This is a genomic window from Petrotoga sibirica DSM 13575 (genome assembly GCF_002924625.1).
GTDB classification, from domain to species: Bacteria; Thermotogota; Thermotogae; order Petrotogales; family Petrotogaceae; genus Petrotoga; species Petrotoga sibirica.
In genome coordinates this window covers 24922-44685 of record NZ_JAHC01000007.1, presented here as the reverse complement: position 1 = coordinate 44685, position 19764 = coordinate 24922, and the positions used below count along the sequence as shown (strand labels likewise).

The 19764-nt window shown below is 35.2% G+C and carries 22 protein-coding genes and 3 tRNA genes; 8 read left to right on the top strand and 17 right to left on the bottom strand.

What is annotated here, in order from left to right; genetic code table 11:
- From AA80_RS01885 to AA80_RS01845, 8 genes are all read left to right on the top strand, one after another.
- Positions 1-558 carry a glycerol-3-phosphate responsive antiterminator gene (locus tag AA80_RS01885; RefSeq protein ID WP_103876173.1) on the top strand — a complete coding sequence of 186 codons (558 nt, stop codon included), beginning with the start codon at positions 1-3 and terminating at the stop codon, positions 556-558.
- A 288-nt stretch (positions 559-846) separates the two neighbouring features.
- Positions 847-2184, top strand: a complete 1338-nt coding sequence (locus AA80_RS01880) for an MATE family efflux transporter (protein WP_103876172.1) — start codon at positions 847-849, stop codon at positions 2182-2184.
- A 281-nt stretch (positions 2185-2465) separates the two neighbouring features.
- A complete protein-coding gene (locus tag AA80_RS01870; protein WP_342351795.1) occupies positions 2466-2822 on the top strand; it encodes an ABC transporter permease in 357 nt (118 codons plus the stop codon).
- Positions 2812-3168, top strand: coding sequence for a hypothetical protein (locus AA80_RS01865; RefSeq protein WP_103876169.1), 357 nt, complete (start codon positions 2812-2814; stop codon positions 3166-3168). The genes AA80_RS01870 and AA80_RS01865 overlap by 11 nt, the downstream gene beginning before the upstream one ends.
- Before the next feature lie 18 nt (positions 3169-3186).
- Positions 3187-3873, top strand: a complete 687-nt coding sequence (locus tag AA80_RS01860) for an ABC transporter permease (RefSeq protein ID WP_169960592.1) — start codon at positions 3187-3189, stop codon at positions 3871-3873.
- A 140-nt stretch (positions 3874-4013) separates the two neighbouring features.
- A tRNA-Lys gene (locus tag AA80_RS01855) sits at positions 4014-4089 on the top strand.
- Positions 4090-4106: 17 nt separating this feature from the next.
- A tRNA-Leu gene (locus AA80_RS01850) sits at positions 4107-4194 on the top strand.
- A gap of 10 nt (positions 4195-4204) precedes the next feature.
- Positions 4205-4279, top strand: a tRNA-Gly gene (locus tag AA80_RS01845).
- Positions 4280-4331: 52 nt separating this feature from the next.
- Here the strand turns inward: AA80_RS01845 and pruA are convergent.
- From pruA to AA80_RS01765, 17 genes are all read right to left on the bottom strand, one after another.
- Complete coding sequence (gene pruA, locus AA80_RS01840; protein WP_211286593.1) at positions 4332-5963, bottom strand: L-glutamate gamma-semialdehyde dehydrogenase; 1632 nt, start codon at positions 5961-5963, stop codon at positions 4332-4334.
- 22 nt (positions 5964-5985) lie between these two features.
- Positions 5986-7131, bottom strand: a complete 1146-nt coding sequence (locus tag AA80_RS01835; RefSeq protein ID WP_103876167.1) for an NAD(P)/FAD-dependent oxidoreductase — start codon at positions 7129-7131, stop codon at positions 5986-5988.
- Positions 7132-7158: 27 nt separating this feature from the next.
- On the bottom strand, positions 7159-7446 hold the full coding sequence (locus AA80_RS10145) for a (2Fe-2S)-binding protein (RefSeq protein ID WP_199177815.1): 288 nt from the start codon (positions 7444-7446) through the stop codon (positions 7159-7161).
- A gap of 4 nt (positions 7447-7450) precedes the next feature.
- Positions 7451-9082, bottom strand: a complete 1632-nt coding sequence (locus AA80_RS01830; protein ID WP_199177814.1) for an FAD-dependent oxidoreductase — start codon at positions 9080-9082, stop codon at positions 7451-7453.
- Positions 9075-9383: a (2Fe-2S)-binding protein gene (locus tag AA80_RS01825; protein ID WP_103876166.1), complete on the bottom strand. Its 309-nt coding sequence runs from the start codon at positions 9381-9383 to the stop codon at positions 9075-9077. Before AA80_RS01825 ends, AA80_RS01830 begins: the two co-directional genes overlap by 8 nt.
- A 280-nt stretch (positions 9384-9663) precedes the next feature.
- Positions 9664-10299 (bottom strand): hypothetical protein, encoded by a 636-nt coding sequence (locus AA80_RS01820; protein ID WP_103876165.1) that lies wholly within the window; start codon positions 10297-10299, stop codon positions 9664-9666.
- A gap of 125 nt (positions 10300-10424) precedes the next feature.
- Positions 10425-11159, bottom strand: coding sequence for an ABC transporter ATP-binding protein (locus tag AA80_RS01815; protein WP_103876164.1), 735 nt, complete (start codon positions 11157-11159; stop codon positions 10425-10427).
- Positions 11156-11953 (bottom strand): ABC transporter ATP-binding protein, encoded by a 798-nt coding sequence (locus AA80_RS01810; protein WP_103876163.1) that lies wholly within the window; start codon positions 11951-11953, stop codon positions 11156-11158. Before AA80_RS01810 ends, AA80_RS01815 begins: the two co-directional genes overlap by 4 nt.
- Positions 11954-11983: 30 nt before the next feature.
- On the bottom strand, positions 11984-13057 hold the full coding sequence (locus AA80_RS01805; protein WP_103876162.1) for a branched-chain amino acid ABC transporter permease: 1074 nt from the start codon (positions 13055-13057) through the stop codon (positions 11984-11986).
- Positions 13058-13059: 2 nt separating this feature from the next.
- Complete coding sequence (locus tag AA80_RS01800; RefSeq protein ID WP_103876161.1) at positions 13060-13974, bottom strand: branched-chain amino acid ABC transporter permease; 915 nt, start codon at positions 13972-13974, stop codon at positions 13060-13062.
- 74 nt (positions 13975-14048) lie between these two features.
- On the bottom strand, positions 14049-15179 hold the full coding sequence (locus AA80_RS01795; protein ID WP_103876160.1) for an ABC transporter substrate-binding protein: 1131 nt from the start codon (positions 15177-15179) through the stop codon (positions 14049-14051).
- A gap of 335 nt (positions 15180-15514) precedes the next feature.
- Positions 15515-15913, bottom strand: a complete 399-nt coding sequence (locus AA80_RS01790; protein WP_103876159.1) for a secondary thiamine-phosphate synthase enzyme YjbQ — start codon at positions 15911-15913, stop codon at positions 15515-15517.
- Between the two features lie 22 nt (positions 15914-15935).
- Positions 15936-16202: a hypothetical protein gene (locus tag AA80_RS01785; protein ID WP_103876158.1), complete on the bottom strand. Its 267-nt coding sequence runs from the start codon at positions 16200-16202 to the stop codon at positions 15936-15938.
- Positions 16203-16208: 6 nt separating this feature from the next.
- A complete protein-coding gene (gene minD / locus AA80_RS01780) occupies positions 16209-17030 on the bottom strand; it encodes a septum site-determining protein MinD (RefSeq protein WP_103876157.1) in 822 nt (273 codons plus the stop codon).
- A gap of 175 nt (positions 17031-17205) precedes the next feature.
- On the bottom strand, positions 17206-17388 hold the full coding sequence (locus AA80_RS01775; protein WP_012208110.1) for a ferredoxin: 183 nt from the start codon (positions 17386-17388) through the stop codon (positions 17206-17208).
- A 132-nt stretch (positions 17389-17520) separates the two neighbouring features.
- Positions 17521-18453 (bottom strand): D-2-hydroxyacid dehydrogenase, encoded by a 933-nt coding sequence (locus tag AA80_RS01770; RefSeq protein WP_103876156.1) that lies wholly within the window; start codon positions 18451-18453, stop codon positions 17521-17523.
- Positions 18454-18458: 5 nt separating this feature from the next.
- On the bottom strand, positions 18459-19607 hold the full coding sequence (locus tag AA80_RS01765; protein WP_103876155.1) for a pyridoxal-phosphate-dependent aminotransferase family protein: 1149 nt from the start codon (positions 19605-19607) through the stop codon (positions 18459-18461).
- Positions 19608-19764: the final 157 nt, after the last annotated feature.

The window sequence follows — 19764 nt, the reverse complement described above, 5'->3', positions numbered from 1 at the left end:
ATGAAAGGTTTATGTAATTTAATCAAAAAAAACACGATAATTCCTGCCGTCAGAAATTTAGATGACTTAGATGATGCTTTAAAAACTGAATCCCCTATCATCTTTTTGCTTACGGGATCTATATTAATTTTAGAAGATGTTATGCCCATTGTAAAACAATTTAATAAAAAATTATTTATCAATATCGATTTACTGGAAGGTATCGCTTCTGATAAAAAAGGTATTGAATATTTAGCTCGTAAAAAGTTATGTGATGGAATCATATCCACGAAAAATAACGCTATAAAAACTGCTATGCAAGAAAATTTAATGGCAGTTCAAAGGGTGTTTTTGATAGATTCTAATTCTTTAAAATCTGTTGTAAATTTTCTGGAAAAAACTTCTCAACCTGATGCCTTTGAAATATTACCCGCGATAGCGGCTCCATATTTTTTAGAAAATATAGGAACAAAAGTATGTTTGATAGCTGGAGGATTAATCAGTAAAGAAGAGGAAGTTCTGAAACTCTTTAAAAATGGTATCCATGCTATTTCTACCAGTGCTAAAGATTTGTGGTGAAAAGGTTCTGGTTGCCCAGGTATTCTTTCTCTTTTAAACCCTTAGTTTAAAGTTTACGATAAAGAAGTTGTATACTAAGTCTGCTCTGAGAAAACTCTTTTTGAGTAGACTTATTTCTTTCTAGTATTTGATATTGTCCAATTTTACTCTAGTAAATTCACAGTTTTTCTTCCGAGTGATTCTTAACAATTATTTTCATATTTTTTAGAATAAAAGCCATGACAGTTATGATAGAATTTCCTTTGTGTATATATTCTTCGTTTTACAAAATGTATTGTGGGGGTTCCAATGGATATCTACAAAAGAATAATAAGAATAGCTTTCCCGATAGCCCTTCAGCAAGTTATCTTTACAAGTGTTAATTTTGTTGATACCTTAATGATTGGCCTTTTGGGAGAGGTTGCCATAGCTTCAGTCGGACTTTCAAATCAGTTTTTCTTTTTATACAACTTAATATTGTTTGGATTAGTTTCTGGAGGAGGTATTTTCTTTGCACAGTATTGGGGGAAAAAAGATGAGGATGGATTATCTCGTTCTGTTGCGTTAACTATCTTGTCCTCCCTTCTCTTCTCTGTCGCATTCTTTTTATTGAGCTATTTTACTCCGGAATTAGTTTTAAGATTTTTTAGCCCAGATATCGAAGTTATTAAAGCTGGAGTCCCTTATTTAAGGGTAATTGCTTTTAGTTACCCATTATTTGCAATTACAATGGTTTTTTCTTTTATGCTTAGAAGTATAGGAAAAGCTCATTTGCCTTTGATAATAACCATTATAGAATTATCTACAAACATCTTGCTAAATTATTTGCTTATCTTTGGTAAGATGGGTTTTCCTGTTTTAGGTATAAAAGGTGCTGCAATAGGGACTTTGATTGCTAGAGCGATCGGATGTACTGCAACAGTTTTTATAGTTTACGTTGGAAAGCTCCCAGGAAGGGCTTATTTTAAACATGTTGCTGAATTGAATTCAAAATTTATGAAGAATTTCTTTCATTACGCCTTACCTACTTTGGCAAACGAATTCGCGTGGTCATTAGGGTTCACTATGTATACCGTTGTTTATGCCCATATGGGAACAAGTGTAATAGCTGCTCAAAGAGTCATGTCAACTATTGAGGGGTTTGCAGTTTCAGTGACTTTTTCTATAGCTAACGCTGCATCTGTAATTATTGGAAATATATTGGGAGTATCTAAATTTGAAGAAGCCTTGGAAACCTCCAAAAAAGCCTTAAAATTGGCGGAGTTAATAAGTGTAATAGCCGCTATTGTAGGGATAGTAACTACGTTTTTAGTAGTTGATGTATTTGATGTTTCAGAAGAAGTTAAAAATATGGTAAAAGTCACAATAATTATTTCAATGGGTTTTCTACCGCTAAAAAGCTTCAACGGCATGAACGTTGTCGGATTTTTAAGAGCTGGAGGAGACACAAGATTCTCTTTTTTGGTTGAAGCGTCTACGTTGTGGTTTATAGGGGTTCCTTTATCTGCAATTGGAGGGTTGTTATTAAATTTAAGTTTTCCTAGCGTTTATCTTTTAACAATGATAGAAGAGATTATAAAATCAATAATTCTTTTTTTCAGATATAGAAGTAAAAAATGGCTTAGAAACGTTTTAGAAGAGGCTTAAGTTTTAGACGTTATAGGGATAAAACAATCAGAACCTTATAGATACAGAGATTTTTTATTTCCTGCCATTATTTTGATGTCTGTTTTGACGGTAGCCGTATTTAATATGCCTTTTGATTTTTCGTATTACGTTGAAAAAGGTGTTTTTAAAAGGCTAAACTCCACTCCTATAAGAGGGAACGAATACTTTTTTAGTTTTTTACTTTCACATGTCATCTTACTGATACTTTCTTTGATCGTTTTATATATTGAGGCTTACCTTTTTGATGTTAGTCCTTATATATATATAAACCACAATTTATAGCCTACAGTGGTTTTTCAATCATGGTAATAATTAGTGTTGGCCTTCTTCTTTCTTCATTGTATAAAAATATGGTATCCGCCGAAGCAATTTCTCAGATCATATATCAAGCGACCATTTTTTTAAGCGGATTTTATTTTGAAGTGACTAATACACCTTGGTTTATAAGATGGTACGTTTATTTTAACCCCGTTACTTATTTAGTGGATGGGATGAGGAAGTTGATGACTGGAAAAGTTCTTGTCCCAGTTAATATAATTGTGCCTGTTATCTGGATGTTGGCATCTATCTTAATCTTTTCGATGAGTTATAAGGGGATGGTTTACCGTGAAAAATAAACGTATGTTTTCTTTAATGGGTATATTTTATAAAGAAACCTTTAGAAACGGTATAGAAGTTTTCTTTACTCTGCTTTTACCCGTTCTATTGATGTTGCTTTTCGGGTTTATTTTTGGCACAGAGACTGACCCAAGTGTTGATTATAAATTGGGAATCGCGGGTAATTTTGAAGTGGGGATTGTAGAAGCTCTTCCTTATCAAGTTTTAATTTTTGAAGACAAAAACTCTTTAAGTCAAGCTTTAGAAAGCGATCAGATCGATATGGGAATAATTATAGTTGAGAATAATCAAATAACCTTTGTTCAAAAAGAAACAGACATAAATAATCAGAGCAATATATTTTAAAAGTTAAAATTGCAAAGTTTGTTGAAAAAGTATTTTTTAGGGATGAATGAAGATTATATAAACGCGGAATTTGTTGAAACCCCCATAGGAGAAAGTCAAGAAAATTTTTTGGATTTTATTTTAACCGGGGTTATAGGATTTTCGCTTTTATCAGGCGGAATGTTTTCAATGATAAACATATTTGGAAGGTATCGAAAACTAGGCACGATTAAAAGACTTAAAGCCTCACCTATGAAACCGATAGAATTAACTTTATCGGCTTCATCTACTAAGCTTTTTTTGAATCTCGTATCTATGTTTATTATAGTTTTTTTAGGTAAAATAATATTTGATTCGAGTTTGACATTCAACTGGAGTCTGCTTGTTATAGTGTTTTTTACTTCATCTATAGGAATGATGGGATTTGGGATATTGCTTTTATTGTTGTTCAAAGAACCTTCGGTAACAATAGAAATTGCTTCTATTCTTTATTTCGCAATGACTTTCTTTTCGGGTGTATATTTTCCTGTTGAATTTTTGCCTTCATCTGTTAGATGGGTAGGTAACATTTTGCCTGTTAAATACGTGGTGGATTTGGTAAGGTATACAGGAAATATCAAACAGATTAGCTTAAACGCCTTTGTAATAATTAATTTAGTTTTGTTTGTAGGAGGGCTTTCCCTCTTGTTTGTTTCGTCTGAGGTTTTTTTGAAAGAAGAGAAATAATTGGAATAAAACGAAAAAATCAATGAATATTAAACTCAATTTTACTTCTTGTTTTAACTTTAGACTTGACAAAAGTGTTGTGAACGGTTATAATATTCAACGGTTGTAAAAAAGGATTTTGATATATGTAACTACTAAGTGACCCGCTAGCTCAGCTGGTAGAGCATTTGACTTTTAATCAAAGGGTCCTGGGTTCGAATCCCAGGCGGGTCACCATTTTTTTATAGCTATTAGCGCGAGTGGCGGAACTGGCAGACGCGCAGGACTTAGAATCCTGTGGATTAATAATCCGTGTGGGTTCAAGTCCCACCTCGCGCACCAGCTTGATATTGCGGATATAGCTCAGCGGTAGAGCACTTGCTTGCCAAGCAAGGGGTCGTGGGTTCGAATCCCATTATCCGCTCCAATAAAAAAGTCCCCCAGTGGGAACATTTTACTTACTTGCCGTGAGGCTATCTTCATTCTTCTTTCATGAAAGGATATTTGAAATTTTTTGGTGGAGCGAAATTTTCTTTAATTGATCGGGTGGAAACCCATCTTAAAAGGTTTATAATACTTCCAGCCTTGTCGTTTGTTCCTGAAGCCCTTGCACCGCCAAACGGTTGTTGAGCGACTACAGCACCAGTAGGTTTATCGTTGATGTAAAAGTTCCCAGCAGCGTTAACGAGTACTTCTTCTGCTTTTTTGATAGCCTTTCTATCTTGAGCGAAGATTGCTCCAGTCAAACCGTAGGGTGAAGTTTCATCACATAATTTCAATACATTGTCAAATTCTTTTGCCTCGTAAACGTAGATACTTAAAACAGGGCCGAATATTTCTTCTACCATAGTTTTAAACTTTGGATTAGTGGTTAATATTACAGTTGGCTCAATAAAATATCCAGTAGAATCATCACATTTTCCACCATAGATTATTTCTGCTTCATTACTTTCCTTTGCAAAATCTATGTAACTTTTTATCTTATCAAAAGCCTCTTTGTCAATCACAGCATTCATAAAGTTAGTGAAATTTTCTGGAGAGCCGATTTTAATTTCTTTCAAATTTTCTATCAAATTTTCTTTTACCTTTGGCCAAATGTTGTCAGGTATATAAGCTCTTGAGACAGCCGAACATTTTTGACCTTGATATTCAAAAGCTCCTCTAATTAGCGCTGTTACCAGTGATTCTATTTCACTACTTTCGTGTGCAATCACAAAGTCCTTTCCACCTGTTTCTCCAACTATTCTGGGGTAAGTTTTGTAATTTCTTATGTTCTTCCCAATTGTTTCCCACATATTTTCAAAGGTTGGAGCTGAACCGGTGAAATGTAATCCAGTAAAGTTAGGATCTTTAAAAACTATACTTCCAATTTTGGACCCTGGACCAGGTATGAAGTTTATCACTCCGTCGGGCAAGCCAGCTTCTTGTAGTAATTTCATGAAGAAGTATGCAGAATATACAGCCGAAGAAGCAGGCTTCCACAAAACCGTATTCCCCATGATAGCAGGTGCCGTGGGTAGATTTCCTGCTATAGAAGCGAAATTAAATGGAGTAACTGCGAAAACAAATCCTTCTAAAGGTCTGTACTCTAATCTGTTCCATACACCTTTGATAGATTTTGGTTGATCCATGTATATTTTTGTTGCATAGTATGAGTTGAATCTTAAAAAGTCTATCAATTCACAGGCTGAATCTATTTCCGCTTGAAAAACGTTTTTGCTTTGACCGAGCATGGTAGCTGCATTTAATGTTGACCTCCAATTCGTCGATAACAGTTCAGCTGCTTTTTTGAAAATGGATAGCCTATCAACCCATGAAAATTTATCCCAAACTTTCTTTGCCTCTAAGGAACTTTCTATCGCCATTGCGATTTCTTTTTCACCAGCTTTATGATATTCTGCCAATACATGGCTATGATCGTGAGGCATGACACATTTTCCAAGATTACCTGTTCTTACTTCTTTTCCACCAATTATAAGAGGGATTTCAATTTTTTCACCTTTGAGTTCAGAAAGTTTTGCTTTTAATTCTTTCTTTTCCTTACTTCCTGGCTGATAATTTAAAATTTGCTCGTTTTCAGGCATTTCGAGAATAGGTATCGAATTCTTCAAAGTTGATTCCTCCTTTTTAAGTTTATACAACAGAAGGTTCTTCAATGATTTCTCCCCTGTTGAATCTTTCTAAATCTAAAATTACATCGAAAGTTAAGTTATCACCTGTAACTATATCTGCCATTAGAATCCCAACGGCTGGTGCAAGCATGAAACCATGTCCACTGAATCCACAAGCCACATAGAGGCCTTCTACCTGGTTAATCTGTGATACTATTGGTTGCCTATCTGGTGAAACGTTGTATAAACCAGCCCATTGCCTAATGATGCGAATATTTTTAAGAGGAGGCAATAACCACGTAGCCTTCTTTGACATAGTTTCAAGAAATTCCCATGAACTTTCCATATTGTAACTAGGTGGTTCGTTCTCCGGTCCATAACCCATGATAAAGCTTCCATTGGGTTCTTGTTGACAATAAATATTGTAAGAGAAGGACATTAACATTGGATCGAGTATATTTTTAACAGATTCTGTTACCAATATTTCGTGTCTTTCAGAGTAAATTGGTAGATCTACTCCAGCCATTTTAGCTATATTTTGTGTCCAACCTCCTGCTGCTATAACTACTTTCGTACATTCTATGAAACCTTTATTTGTTTGTACCCCTAACACTGCATCGTTTTTAGTTTTTATATCTTTGACTTCGGTAAATTTATTTATTTCCACACCCAGTCTTTGTGCAGCTTCAGCATAACCCAAAGTCACTTGGAAAGGGTTGGCATGCCCATCTTTAGCACAGTAGGCAGCTCCGACCAATTTTTCTATGTTTAAGTCTGGAACGATTTCTTTAGCTTCTTTAGGAGTCAATAGAACAGAAGGTATATTTAAACTGTGTTGAACTTCGATATTTTTTTTAAATTGTTCTAATTCTTTATCAGAGTAGGCTAGTAATAAGTAACCTTTTTGCTTTAATTCTATGTCTCTTTTTATTTGAAGGATATCTGCAAAGTGCTCAAAAATATTCATACTTTCGCTTGCCAAAAGACAGTTTTGTTTGGTGCCCCATTGCTGCCTAACTCCCGCCCCACATCTACCGGTTGCTCCGCTTGAAAGATAGGATTTTTCAAGTAATACTACATCTTTAACTCCTTTTTTGGCAAGGTTGTAGGCGATGGAACAGCCTACGACTCCTCCGCCTATTATCACAACGTTTGCCCTATTTTTCATGTTTTCACCTGCTAATTATATTAAGGTTTATTTATTATTTTCCGTTATGGTTCCTTTTGTTACTTCTTCAAAGGTTATTCCTCCATAGGGAGGTCTGATGTTTTGCAATTCTAACTCTTCCATCGGTTTGCCTGTCATCTGTGAAATTTCTTTTGCAATCAACAAGCCACAAGTTTTACCTTGACAAGGTCCCATACCGCTTCTTGTTACCCTCTTTATTTCTTCAACGGTGGTGAAACCTTCTCTTATGGCGTTCCTTATTTCTTTCAAGGTTACATCTTCACATCTACAAATTATTACCTTGTTTTCATCCATTACTTCATTCCTCCACTTTAAAATTCCTGGCTTGTAAATAGTATTCTTTTGGAATTTCTATACTTACTGCGGCTGTTTTGTCTTGAAATTTTCCATCCAATATTCTTATTACTTTGCCATCACATAAATATTTTCCTTCTCTATCAAGTACCTTGACAATTTCTCCTCTATGGGGTCTTGGAAGAAATTCGTAAGGCATAATTACAACTGAAGTTGTTTCACTGAAATTTTTATGAACTACAAACATTGCCAATCCTGGGCATTTGCTAACACATATACCGCATCCGGTGCATTTTTCAAAGTCAACGTAGGGAATGTTGTTGATATTACCATTTTCAGATATAGCGTTGAAAGGGCAGCTTTTTACGCAGGGATCACAAGGGAATCTTTGAAAGCACTCTGATATGGCTATAGGTCCTTTGTCAAACACCTTTTCTTCTGAGGGTAACTTGTTTTTTAAGTTTTCTTCTGAAGGTACTCCAGTTTTCATCAAATGAGAGATATCGAGTGCTTCTTCTGAAAAATTTTCGTTATAATTTTTCCCGTGATTCAAACCTAATTTAAATAACCCTTTCCTAATTTTCTTGCCTACAGGTCCAGATCTTAGCAATTCTAATTCATTTTTAGCATCTTCTATTCTTTTTTCAATTTCTCTTTTGTTGTTTTTTCCGATTCTTTTAGCAACTGATAAACCAGCTATTTGACCTTCGATCATGGCTGCTGTTGCTTCTTCTATCCCTGAAACATCCCCTGCAACAAATAAATTTTTAATTGATGTTTCCATATTTTCATCTCTTAAGGGGACGTAGCCTCCCAGTTCTGAAACATAATTGGTTTTCACCTTTCTTTGTTTTAAGAGGTCAACCAACGGGGTTAATCCTACAGATAAACAGATTGCGTCGCATTTGATAAGTTGTTCGGTATCTTTTACTTCATTCCAATTGCTGTCAAGTTCACATATTACCGCTCCTTCAACTTTTTCTTTTCCAATAGCTTTTTTTATGGTATGAGATGTTAAAATAGGTACGCCCAACCTTCTGAGTTTTGATGCATGAACCGAGTATCCACCTATTTTTGGTGCTGCTTCTACTATTGCAGCTACTTTTACACCAGCTTGTAGTAATTGGTAAGAAACTATCAACCCGATATTACCCGAACCAATCATTAAGACATTTGTTGCTGGTAATACGCCATAAACATTCATCAAAGTCTGAACTGCTCCGGCACCAAAAATGCCAGGAAGGTCATTGTTTTCAAAAGCTAAAAATTTTTCTGATGCCCCCGTTGCAAAAATAATACTCTGAGGATAATACTTTTTCATTTTATGATCGTTTAATATAGTTACAACGTTATCTTCATAGATCCCCAAGACCCTCGAAGACAATAACACTTCTATGTTTTTATTTTTGTTAACTTCGTCGATCAACTTCCTGAGTATATCTATTCCCCTTGTGCCTGCGTATTCTTTTTCTGAACCGAAAAATCTATGGGTTTGTTTTATTAGTTGTCCACCTAAAAATTCTCTTTCTTCTGCTAAAGATACTTTAATTCCGTAATTAGCAGCAGCAAGTGCAGCTGAAAGTCCTGCAGGACCCCCACCTACAACTAATAATTCAAGGTTTTCAATTTTACTCATTTACCTCAACTCCTATATTTTGGGATTCCACTCTCATTCCAGCTTTTAAAGGAGTTATACACGTTCTTACGTTTGGAACCCCATCAACTGTCATCAAACAAGAGGAACAATGCCCAATAGCGCAAAAAATTCCTCTTGGTCTTTTTAATTTCTTACTTTCACTAAATTTAAAAATACCATTTGCATACAAAGCTGCTGCAATGGTTTCTCCTTCGTAACCTATCAATTCTTTGCCGTTGTAATAGAATTTTATCTGTTTTCCTCTATTAAAACTTAGTATGGGATGATTTTGTATTCTCATTTTTTCCCCTTCTTAAATAAATTATATGCTCCTTTCTTTAGCTCCCCTTCGACCCGTTACCCACCCTCACAAGTACCATGTTTCTACTATTAATTGAATCATAATTTTCATTTTTAAAAAAAGGTGATTATAGGCGATTATGAAAAAAATTTCACGATTATAGACGATTAAAGCCGAATATTGAAGTTTTTTTCAATTTTGAGAAATATTATAAAGTTATTTATTTCTTTATATAAAAAAAAGAGGCCTTTAGGCCTCTTTTCATTGTCTTTACTTTGAATTAGTCGTTGTAATAAGGACAATCTTGGTATCTTTCTTGGTTGAATCTTTGGTAATTTTGGTATCTTTTAAAATCTTGGTAGTCTTGATAATTCTTGTACAGTTGATATCTTTTGAAATCTTGGTAATTTTGATAGTCTCTATATCTTTGATAATTTTGGTTTTGTTGGAAATTACTTCTTTGATATCTTTCTTCAAAATTTTGAGATCGAACATTTTTCATATATCTCTGCATATTCACGATCCTATCTTGATATTTGATCTCCAAAGGTACAAAGTTTTTGTTGTCGTTTATTACTACCTTGTATCCTGTTAGTTCGATACTTTCACCTGCTTTTACTTCATTCAAAAGATTCTTTGGTACTCTTACTGAGTAAATTTCGGAATCTACCTCAACACTCAAGGTTAAAAATACGTCGTTATCCACTAAGGTTTTTACAGTTCCGGTAACGGTTACTGGTGAAACATTTTGAAAGAATATTCTTTCTTGCAATCTTTCCTGAACTTGGAGCATCTGGTTGTCACGGTTTTGACTTTGTATCTGGGACATTGGAGCCCTATTAGCTGGTCCTACTTGTGCAAACAACGATCCGACTAAAAGAATACCTATAAAGAAAGACAGAAAAACTTTTTTCATACCAACACCTCCACTAAGTAATGTTTTTTATTTTTGATACATCAGAATAATAAAACATTATGCTTAAAATTCACTTAATGGAAGCTTAGAAGAAGCTTAAGAAAGTATGAGGTAGATTCAAGGTTTTAAACCGTTACTCCTAGATAAGTTTTTCTGACTTCATCGTTTCCCAAGAGATCTTCTGCAGGTCCTTCAAGAACAATTTTGCCGGTTTCTAAAACATAACCATAATGAGCGATTTTTAGCGCACCAACGGCGTTTTGTTCTACTAACAATATGGTTACTCCCTCTTCACATATTTTTTCAATAGTTTCTAAAACTTCTTTGACCAGTATCGGAGCTAGCCCAAGAGAAGGCTCGTCGAGCATCAGAACCTTTGGTCTTGACATTAGCCCTCTTGCAACGGCTAACATTTGTTGTTCTCCGCCAGATAGTGTGCCTCCAAGTTGCTTAAGCCTCTCCTTTAATCGTGGGAAGAGTGTGAGTACCCAATCGAAATCTTCGTTTATCTTTTCAGAGTCTTTGCGAGAATACGAACCCAAACGGAGGTTTTCTAAAACCGTTAGATTGGGGAATATACGTCTGCCTTCAGGGACTAGAACTACGCCCTTTTCTACAATCTTATGTGTTTCTATGCTTGTAATATCAGTATTATCGAAAAGCACCTTCCCACCGGTCTTTTTCACTACATTCATTATTCCGTTCATGGTTGTGGTTTTTCCTGCTCCATTTGATCCAATCAAGGTTGTGATTTCATTCTTTTTAATTTCTATATCTATTCCTTTTACTGCATGGATGCCACCATAGTGGATGTGCATATCAGATATTTTAAGAATTATGTTTGAATTATCGCTGTTCATATTGCCAACTCCTCACCTAAATAGGCTTTTATTACCAAAGGATCTTTTTGAATCTCCTCTGGACTTCCTTCAGCAATTTTTTTCCCATAATCCAATACATATATACGCTCACAAATTCCCATAATAACTTTCATGTCGTGTTCTATAATGAGAATAGATAACTTATATTCTTGTCGTATGTGTTTTATAAATTCCATTAATTCACTCGTTTCATGAGGATTCATTCCTGCTGCAGGTTCGTCTAATAGAAGTAGTTTTGCTCCGGTGGCAAGTGCTCTTGCGATTTCTAGCTTTCTTTGTAATCCATATGGAAGAGAGTTTGCCTTGTCATTAGCGTAAACAGCCAAACCGACCTCTTCCAGAAGGTTCCAAGCTTCATTTTGCATTTCTTTTTCTACTTTTAAAACGTCAGGTGTTTTTAAAACACTTTTAAAAAGCCAAATCCAATTCTTCAATTTCAAATGCTGAGAGACTAAAACATTTTCTAGAACTGTCATTTCTTTAAACAAACGAATATTTTGGAAAGTTCTAGCAATTCCCAACTGAGTGACTTCATGAGGTTTTTTAGAATTTATTTTTTGTTTCTTAAATAAAATTTTTCCAATGTTAGGAGTGTATATACCGGTAATCAAGTTGAAAAGAGTGGTTTTCCCTGCTCCATTGGGACCTATTAGACCAAGTAATTCGCCATTTTTTAGATAGCCATTGAAATTGTTGACAGCTATTAAACCTCCGAATTTCTTCGTTACATTCTCAAATTCTAAGATATATTCGTTATCATTTTGGTTACTCATTGGAAGCCTCCCTGGTAAAATTTTTCTAATTCATTCATCCTTTCTCATTACTATTTTATTTTTTAATTTTGTTATCAATTCATAAATGCCATCCCATGTTATTTCATTTCTTCCCATTATGCCTCTTCTCCAGAAGAGCATTATAATTATAAGAATGAGAGATAAAACAACCATTCTCATTCCGGGGATACCTGGTATGTAGATAGAACCAATGGATATGGGTTCTTCTAGAACTCTAAGGAACTCTAATCCTACGGTATAAAGTGATGCCCCCATTATAGCTCCACTAATACTTCCGAGTCCACCGATGACCACCATTATCAATATTTCAAAGGTTTTTTGAAACATGAAAGATTTAGGATCGATTGTAGTAATAAGGTGTGCCCATAACGCTCCACCAACTCCGGCAAAAAAAGAGCCAATTACAAAAGTAACTACTTGATGAGAAAAAACGTTAATTCCCATAGATTTAGCAGCAACTGGATCTTCTCTGATAGCCTTTAAAGCTCTTCCATAACTACTTTTAACTAAACTAGAAATGAAGACAACCGTTATTAAAGCAAATCCCCAAGTCCACCATAGGTTAGAATATTGCGGGATGCTTTTTAAACCCAAAGCCCCATTTGTGACGGCCCATGTATTATTTGCGATAACTCTCACTACTTCACCTAATCCAAGAGTTGCGATGGCTAAATAATCTCCTATTAAACGGAGAGATGGGGCAGCGACTAAATATCCAAACGCTGCGGCTACCAGTCCCGCAATTATAATTGCAGGTAAGAAAGGGATTTGGATAACATTTAAAGGGTATATTAAGGGTTTTATCAAAAAACTTATCTCTTTTTGAGCAGGAGAAAGTGTTAAAATGGAAGATACATATGCCCCAATTGCAATGAATCCAACATGCCCCAATGAAAAAATGCCTGTAATGCCATTAATAAAGGTTAAACTTACGGCAAATATTATGTTAATTGCCATCAAATTCAATATCAAAATTAAATAATCACTCGCTTTGTTATTTGCTGTCAACAGTAATAAAAAGATCACCAAAATAAAAAGAATAGTCAAAAAGAATTTGGTCTTAAAAGTTAGAGTTTTTTCCATATTCACACCTTCTCCCCGATTTCAACCCCGAGAAGCCCGTTTGGTTTCACTAGAAGAATAACTATCAAAATAATATATGCAATAGCGTCTCTATATCCTGCTAAAGCCGGCAAGAATGCGACTATCATTATTTCTGCAACTCCTAAAATAAAACCTCCAAGCATAGCCCCAGGAATACTTCCAATTCCTCCAACAACAGCAGCTATAAATGCCTTTAAACCGGGTATCATGCCAGTATAAGGATAGATTTGAGGGTATTTCATAGCCCAAAGAATACCCCCCACAGCTGCTAAAGCGGACCCCAACATAAAGGTTTGAGAAATAGTTTTGTCAGTGTTTATGCCCATTAATTTTGCTGCAGTAACATCTTTAGAAACTGCTCTCATTGCCATACCAGCTTTTGTTCTATAAACTATCCAAATCAATATAAGGAGTGCAAGAATAGAAGCACCTATAATAATGAAGGTTAATAAAGGTATCCTTACATCTCTAAATTTTAATACTTGTGCAAACTGTGTTGGGTAAACTCCTAATTGTGGATTGAAAGATTTTGCTCTTCCACCAAAGACAACTATTGCGAAGTTTTGTAAGAAGAATGATACACCAATGGCTGTGATTAATGCTGAGATCTTGGGGGCATTAGCCTTTCTTAATGGTCTGTAAGCGACTCGTTCAATTGTAGCGCCTAGAAGAGTTGTTAAAACAATAGCAAAAATAAAAGATGCCCACCAAGGAAATAAAAAGAGAGTCACTGCATAAAAAGCAAAATACATGCTAAAAGTAAAAATGTCACCATGTGCAAAGTTTATTAAATTGAGTATCCCATAAACCATAGTATAACCTATTGCAATAAGTGCATATATGCCGCCAAGTGAGATGGCATTTGCTAGATGTTGAAAGAACATTTGGATAGTCAATTATGATCCTCCTTCCTGTATTCAAGAAAGTATAGCCATCTCACACAATGAGATGGCTATAATATGGTTAAATATTACATCCTGGGTTTTATAACGGTACGGAAAACAAATTGTCCATTTTCAACCATATTTATTACCGCAGGTTTTATAGGATTTCCTGAACCTTCGGGATAGGTAATTGTACCAGCAACACCGGGGTAGTCTTTAGTTTTCGCTATAGCATCTCTAATTTTTATGGGGTCTGTAGACTGAGCAGACTCAATAGCGTTAACTATTACCATGTAAGCATCGTACCCCAAAGCTCCGAATGCGTCGGCTCTTCTGTGGTATTCTTTTTGATAGGCCTCTACAAAAGGTTTAGTAGCAGGGGATAACTCTGCATCCTCGTGAAAGTAAGTTGTATAAGATACTCCTTCTACATATTCTCCGCCTATTTGTATTAGTTCTGGAGCGTCCGCACCATCTCCAGCAAACATAGGACCTGTGAAACCTAAATCTCTGGCTTGTTTACAGATTAAGGCTATTTCAGCGTAGTACCCTGGCATAAAAATAGCATCTGGATTTTTTGAAAGGGCATCGGTAAGTTGAGCGGTAAAATCTTGATCACCGGTTGTATAAAATTCTGTGAAATAGGTTCCCCCAAACTGTTCAAAAGCTTTTTCAAAATAATTGGCAAGTCCCACGACGTAATCTTGTGCTACATCGATCATTATAGCGACGTTTTTAGCTCCAAGTTCATCCCAGGCAAATGTTGCAAGTAGAAAACCTTGTAAAGTATCTTCAAAACAGGTTCTGAAGACATACTTTTTGTTTTGAGCAACTAAAGGATTAGTGGCGGTGTTAACCACCATAGGGATTTGCCTTTCTTCTGCTATTGAAGCTGCAGCTAATGCTGCTGAACTCGTTGCAGGTCCAATAACTGCGATTACCTTTTCGTAATCTATCAGTCTTCTTATCGCGTTGGCTGATTCTGCTTTGTCTGATTTATTGTCAACAGCTACGACTTCTACTTTAATTTCTTTACCTCCGATGTTGACTGTTGGTTTCAACTTGTTGGCTAACAATACACCATCTCTTGACATTTGACCATACCCAGAGATAGGACCGGTTAGTTCGAAGTTCATACCAATTTTGATAACTTCTTGACTAAAGAGTGTGAAGGTCACAAGGACTACCAAAAACACTAAAACAAAAGTTTTTCTCATGTTTTTCCCTCCTCGTATAATATGTGTTGAAGTTATTTTACTAAACAAAATGTTGAAAAAATTTTCATGATCTTTATTTTCTGTGAAGTAAATTTCACAATATTATATTGTTTCTCTAACCGAAAAAAAATCAATAAGTAATATTCTTAATTATACAACAAAAAAATTTAAAGTGCAACTATTTTGCTGATCTGTGCAAAACGTTTTTTCGTAACGCTTTTATGAAACAACATCCAAATTCTCATTTGCGTAGCAAATGGCAATTAGATAAAAAAATTGACCGAAATATTTCGGCCAATTTTTAGTGTGATTATAGAATCATTAAATTTTATCCTTTAACCTTTGATTATTTTTACCATAAAATTTCTATTTCTTGGACCATCAAACTCGCAGAAATAGATTCCTTGCCATGTCCCCAATAAAAGCCTTCCATTTTCAATAATTAAGGTCAAAGATTGCCCAATAAGCGTTGATTTTATATGCGAGTCAGCATTACCTTCGAGATGAGAATATTCTTTACTTTTAGGGATTTTATCTCTTAGAAAATAGGTTATGTCTTTTCTTACAGAAGGATCTGCGTTCTCGTTGATTGTTACAGCCGCAGTTGTATGCGGTACGTATACTATCAAAATTCCCTCTTCTATTTTTGAATTTTCGACACTTTCCTGAATATAATTTGTTATCTCGATCATTTCTTCTCTATTATGTGTTTTTAAAGAGTAGGTGTATGTCATAATCTTCTCATCTCCTCATTTGTTATTGGTAAATTATATTAGCGACAATAGTGATAGAGTTGCCTTCTTTGGAGACATGTACTTTGACATCTTCTTTTTTTACTGCCATATGTTTAACAGCATAATCTTTTATATAGTTTATCACGTACTCCAACTCTTCTTGTTTGACGTTTTCAAATCTTATTTGATTTTTAGCTCCGTTTTTTCGATCGGAGGTGCTTAAGAAAGAGGTCATTCTTTTTATTGCAGTTTCCCTACTTTTATTCTTTTTACTTTTGAAAGGCCACATTCACCTTCACCCTCTTCTGAAGATTCTTTTGATAAATTCTATAAATCCTTGAGGGGTATGATCAACATCAATCAAATCTTTTTCTAATGGTACATCTTTTCCTAGAATTCTATCGCTTATATTATTGAAAACCGAATAGAGTTTGGCTTCTTGGTTCGTTGATATTGGAACTCCTTCGTTGGAAGAAAGTAAAATTTCCTCACTATCAGGTATGATTCCAATTAAATTCAGTGCTAACGCTTCTTTAATATCATCAGCAGAAAGCATTTCGTTTCTTTTAACCAGTCTCAATTTTAATCGATTTACAATTAGTGAAATGTGGTCGTCTGTATAACCTTGATTTTCAAGTAACCCTACGACTCTATCTGCATCGCTTATAGCAGTCAAGTCTGGTGTAGTAACAACTATAGCGTGTTGTGCAGATGAAACAGCATTTTGGAACCCTCTTTCTATTCCGGCAGGAGAATCTATAATAATATAATGGAAATGTTTAGAGAGTTTAGAAACTATATTGCTCATATCTTGAGGAGACATTAAGTCCTTATTAGCAATTTGAGAAGAAGCCAGTAGAGAGAGGTTTTTTAATTGTTTGTGTTTTACGAGTGCTTCCATAACAGTTTTGTTACCCCTTACAACATCCATTATAGTGTAAACTATTCTATTTTCCAAACCCAAAATCAAATCCAGATTTTTTAATCCAATATCTGCGTCTATAAGGCACACATTGTATCCTTTTTTTGCTAAGGTGGCTCCCAAATTAGCTACGATAGTAGTTTTACCAACTCCTCCTTTTCCGGAGGTAATAACAAACACCTTTGCATTTTCCATCTCTACCCCTCCACTAGAAAACTTTGCCCATTATTATAAGATTGAATTTTATATAATTATACAATGAAAAGTTAAGATGTTCTAAGGGCTAAACAGATTATACTACAAATTGGATGAAAAATAAAAAATCGGGGAAAAATCCCCGATTAATTTAAAAACTCTTTTTGTTACCTTATTATTCTTCGATACTTATGGCTTCAGTTGGGCAAGCATCTATGGCATCTTGCACGCATGGTGCGTCACTTTGCTCATCAATAACTTCAGCTTTTCCATCATCAGCCATTTGGAATACGTCTGGACATAAACTTTCACATATAGCGTCTCCTATACAAGCTTCTTTGTCAATAACTATCTTCATAGCTACACCTCCAAATAGTTTTTAAAAAGTATTTGCTATCTGTTACATAAACTAATTAAAGCCCTCTGATTATACCATAAAACCACTCAATTAAGTTTAAAAATTAATTTAAGAAAATATAACTACATTTCGTTAGTTTAGTTTCTTAATTTCTTCTACCACTCTGTCTACTATATTTATTCCAACTCTTTCTTGGGCTTCTTTTGTGGAAGCACCTATATGGGGTGTTACGACAATGTTTGGTAAAGCAAAAAGTTCCTTGTAGAGATCACCTTTTGGAGGTTCTTCTTCGAAAACATCTAATCCCACTCCAAGGAGCTTACCATTTTTCAGATATTTCAGCACAGCATTCTCGTCGAGGACGCCTCCCCTTGCAGCATTAATTATTACTGCACCATCTTTCATCATTTTGATTTGGGGTTCACTTATAAAGTGATAAGTTTTTTCGTTTTTTGGAATATGTAAAGAAATAATGTCAGAATTTTGAAGTAACTCCTCCAAAGATACCTGTCTAACGTTATAATCCTTTTGCTCTTCTGCGCTTATCTCAAAAACATCATACACCAGAGTATTGGTCTGAAAACCTTTTAGTAATTGTGCCAAATTTTTCCCTACATAACCAAAGCCAATGATACCAACGGTTTTTTGTGACAACTCCAATCCTTTTAGTTGTTTTTTTTCCCATTGTTCATTTTTTAGACCAACCGTCCCTCTTGTAATATGTCGGTAAATATCTAAAACCATACCTATGACTAATTCTGCAACAGATAAAGCATTCTGGCCCGGCGTATTTAAGACTGTTATACCTTTCGATTTAGCTGTGTCAACATCTATGTTATCTAATCCCATGCCAGCTCTTCCTATAATCTTTAACTTATCAGCATGTTCTAATATTTCTTTTGTTACTTTAGTTGCGCTTCTTACTATTAATACGTCAATTTCTTTGATTTTATCTTTGAGAACATCCTTTTCGAAATGTTCTGAAGTGATTTCATCTTTAGGTAATTCCTTTTGTAATTTTTTTAAGGCATTTTCATCCAAAGGGTCGTTTATATGAATTTTCATCTTTTTCAAACCCCCTCTTTCATAAAAACTTCTTCGGCAGCTTTTACGCCTTTACCTAATTCAACCTCAAAGCCAAATTTATTAAAGGCCATTTCCAAGGCGCTTACAGCAATAATAATATCAAATTTAGACATGTAGCCAAGATGAGCAATTCTTATTATTTTTCCTTTTAGTTGTGACTGACCGCCGGCGAAGGTCACTCCCCAGTCATCTCTCAAAAATTTAACAATACCTTTTCCGTCGACATTCTGTGGTACTTTTATTGCTGTAAGAATATTTCCTGGTCTTTCTGCAAAAAGTTCTAAGTTCATGGCGTTGATAGCAGCCCTTGTTGCTTCAGCTAGAATTCTGTGTCTTTCCCAAACATTTTCAATTGTTTCTTGTTTTAGTGTCTCGGTTGCTTGGGCTAATTGATAAACAAGGTTAACAGGAGGGGTGTAAGGAGAATCTGGGAAACTCTTTTTATATGCTCTTAAGTCGAAGTAATATCTATGGTTGTTGGAATTTTCAACAATCTTCATTGCTTTTTCACTTAACGCTATCATTGCTACTCCTGGAGGCATCATAAATCCTTTTTGAACCCCAGTTACTACAACATCTATGTTCCATTCATCCATTTTTAAAGGTTCAGCAAGCATTCCAGAAATAGCATCGACAACTAAAACTGCATCGGTTCCTTTTACAATTTCGGCTATTTCTTTGATGGGATTCACAACTCCTGTAGAGGTTTCGCTTAAGGTGGTGAAAACAGCTCTTGTTTCTGGGTGCTTTTCTAGTTCTTTTTTTATTTGTTCCACCCGAACATATTTTCCCCATTCTACATCGATTTCAACTAAATTAGCACCGTAAGCTTTACATAATTCGCACCATCTTTCTCCAAATTTACCTCCATTTACAGCGATAGCTGTATCGCCTGGTGAAATAAGGTTAGCAACTGCAGCTTCCATCGCTCCTGTTCCGGAAGAAGCTAAGGTGTATACGTTATTTTTTGTTTGAAAAAGATATTTGAGATTTTCCAGGGCTTTGCTCTGAATTTCCAAATATTGTGGGGTCCTATGGTGGATGGTATCCCTCGCACCTTCCAATAAAAGGTCGATTGGAACAGGGGTTGGCCCTGGAGCCATGAGATAGTTCTTTCTTACCAACTTTGCCACGTGTATCCCTCCTCGTATAATATGTATGGATATGAAACTTAAAAAATGGTACTAAAAATTTGTTTTTTACTCTTTTTAATTATTTCTTTTGTAAAGAGATGCCCTAATGCTAAAATAGTACCAGGATGATTAGCGAGGGAAGATTCCCTTCCCCCTC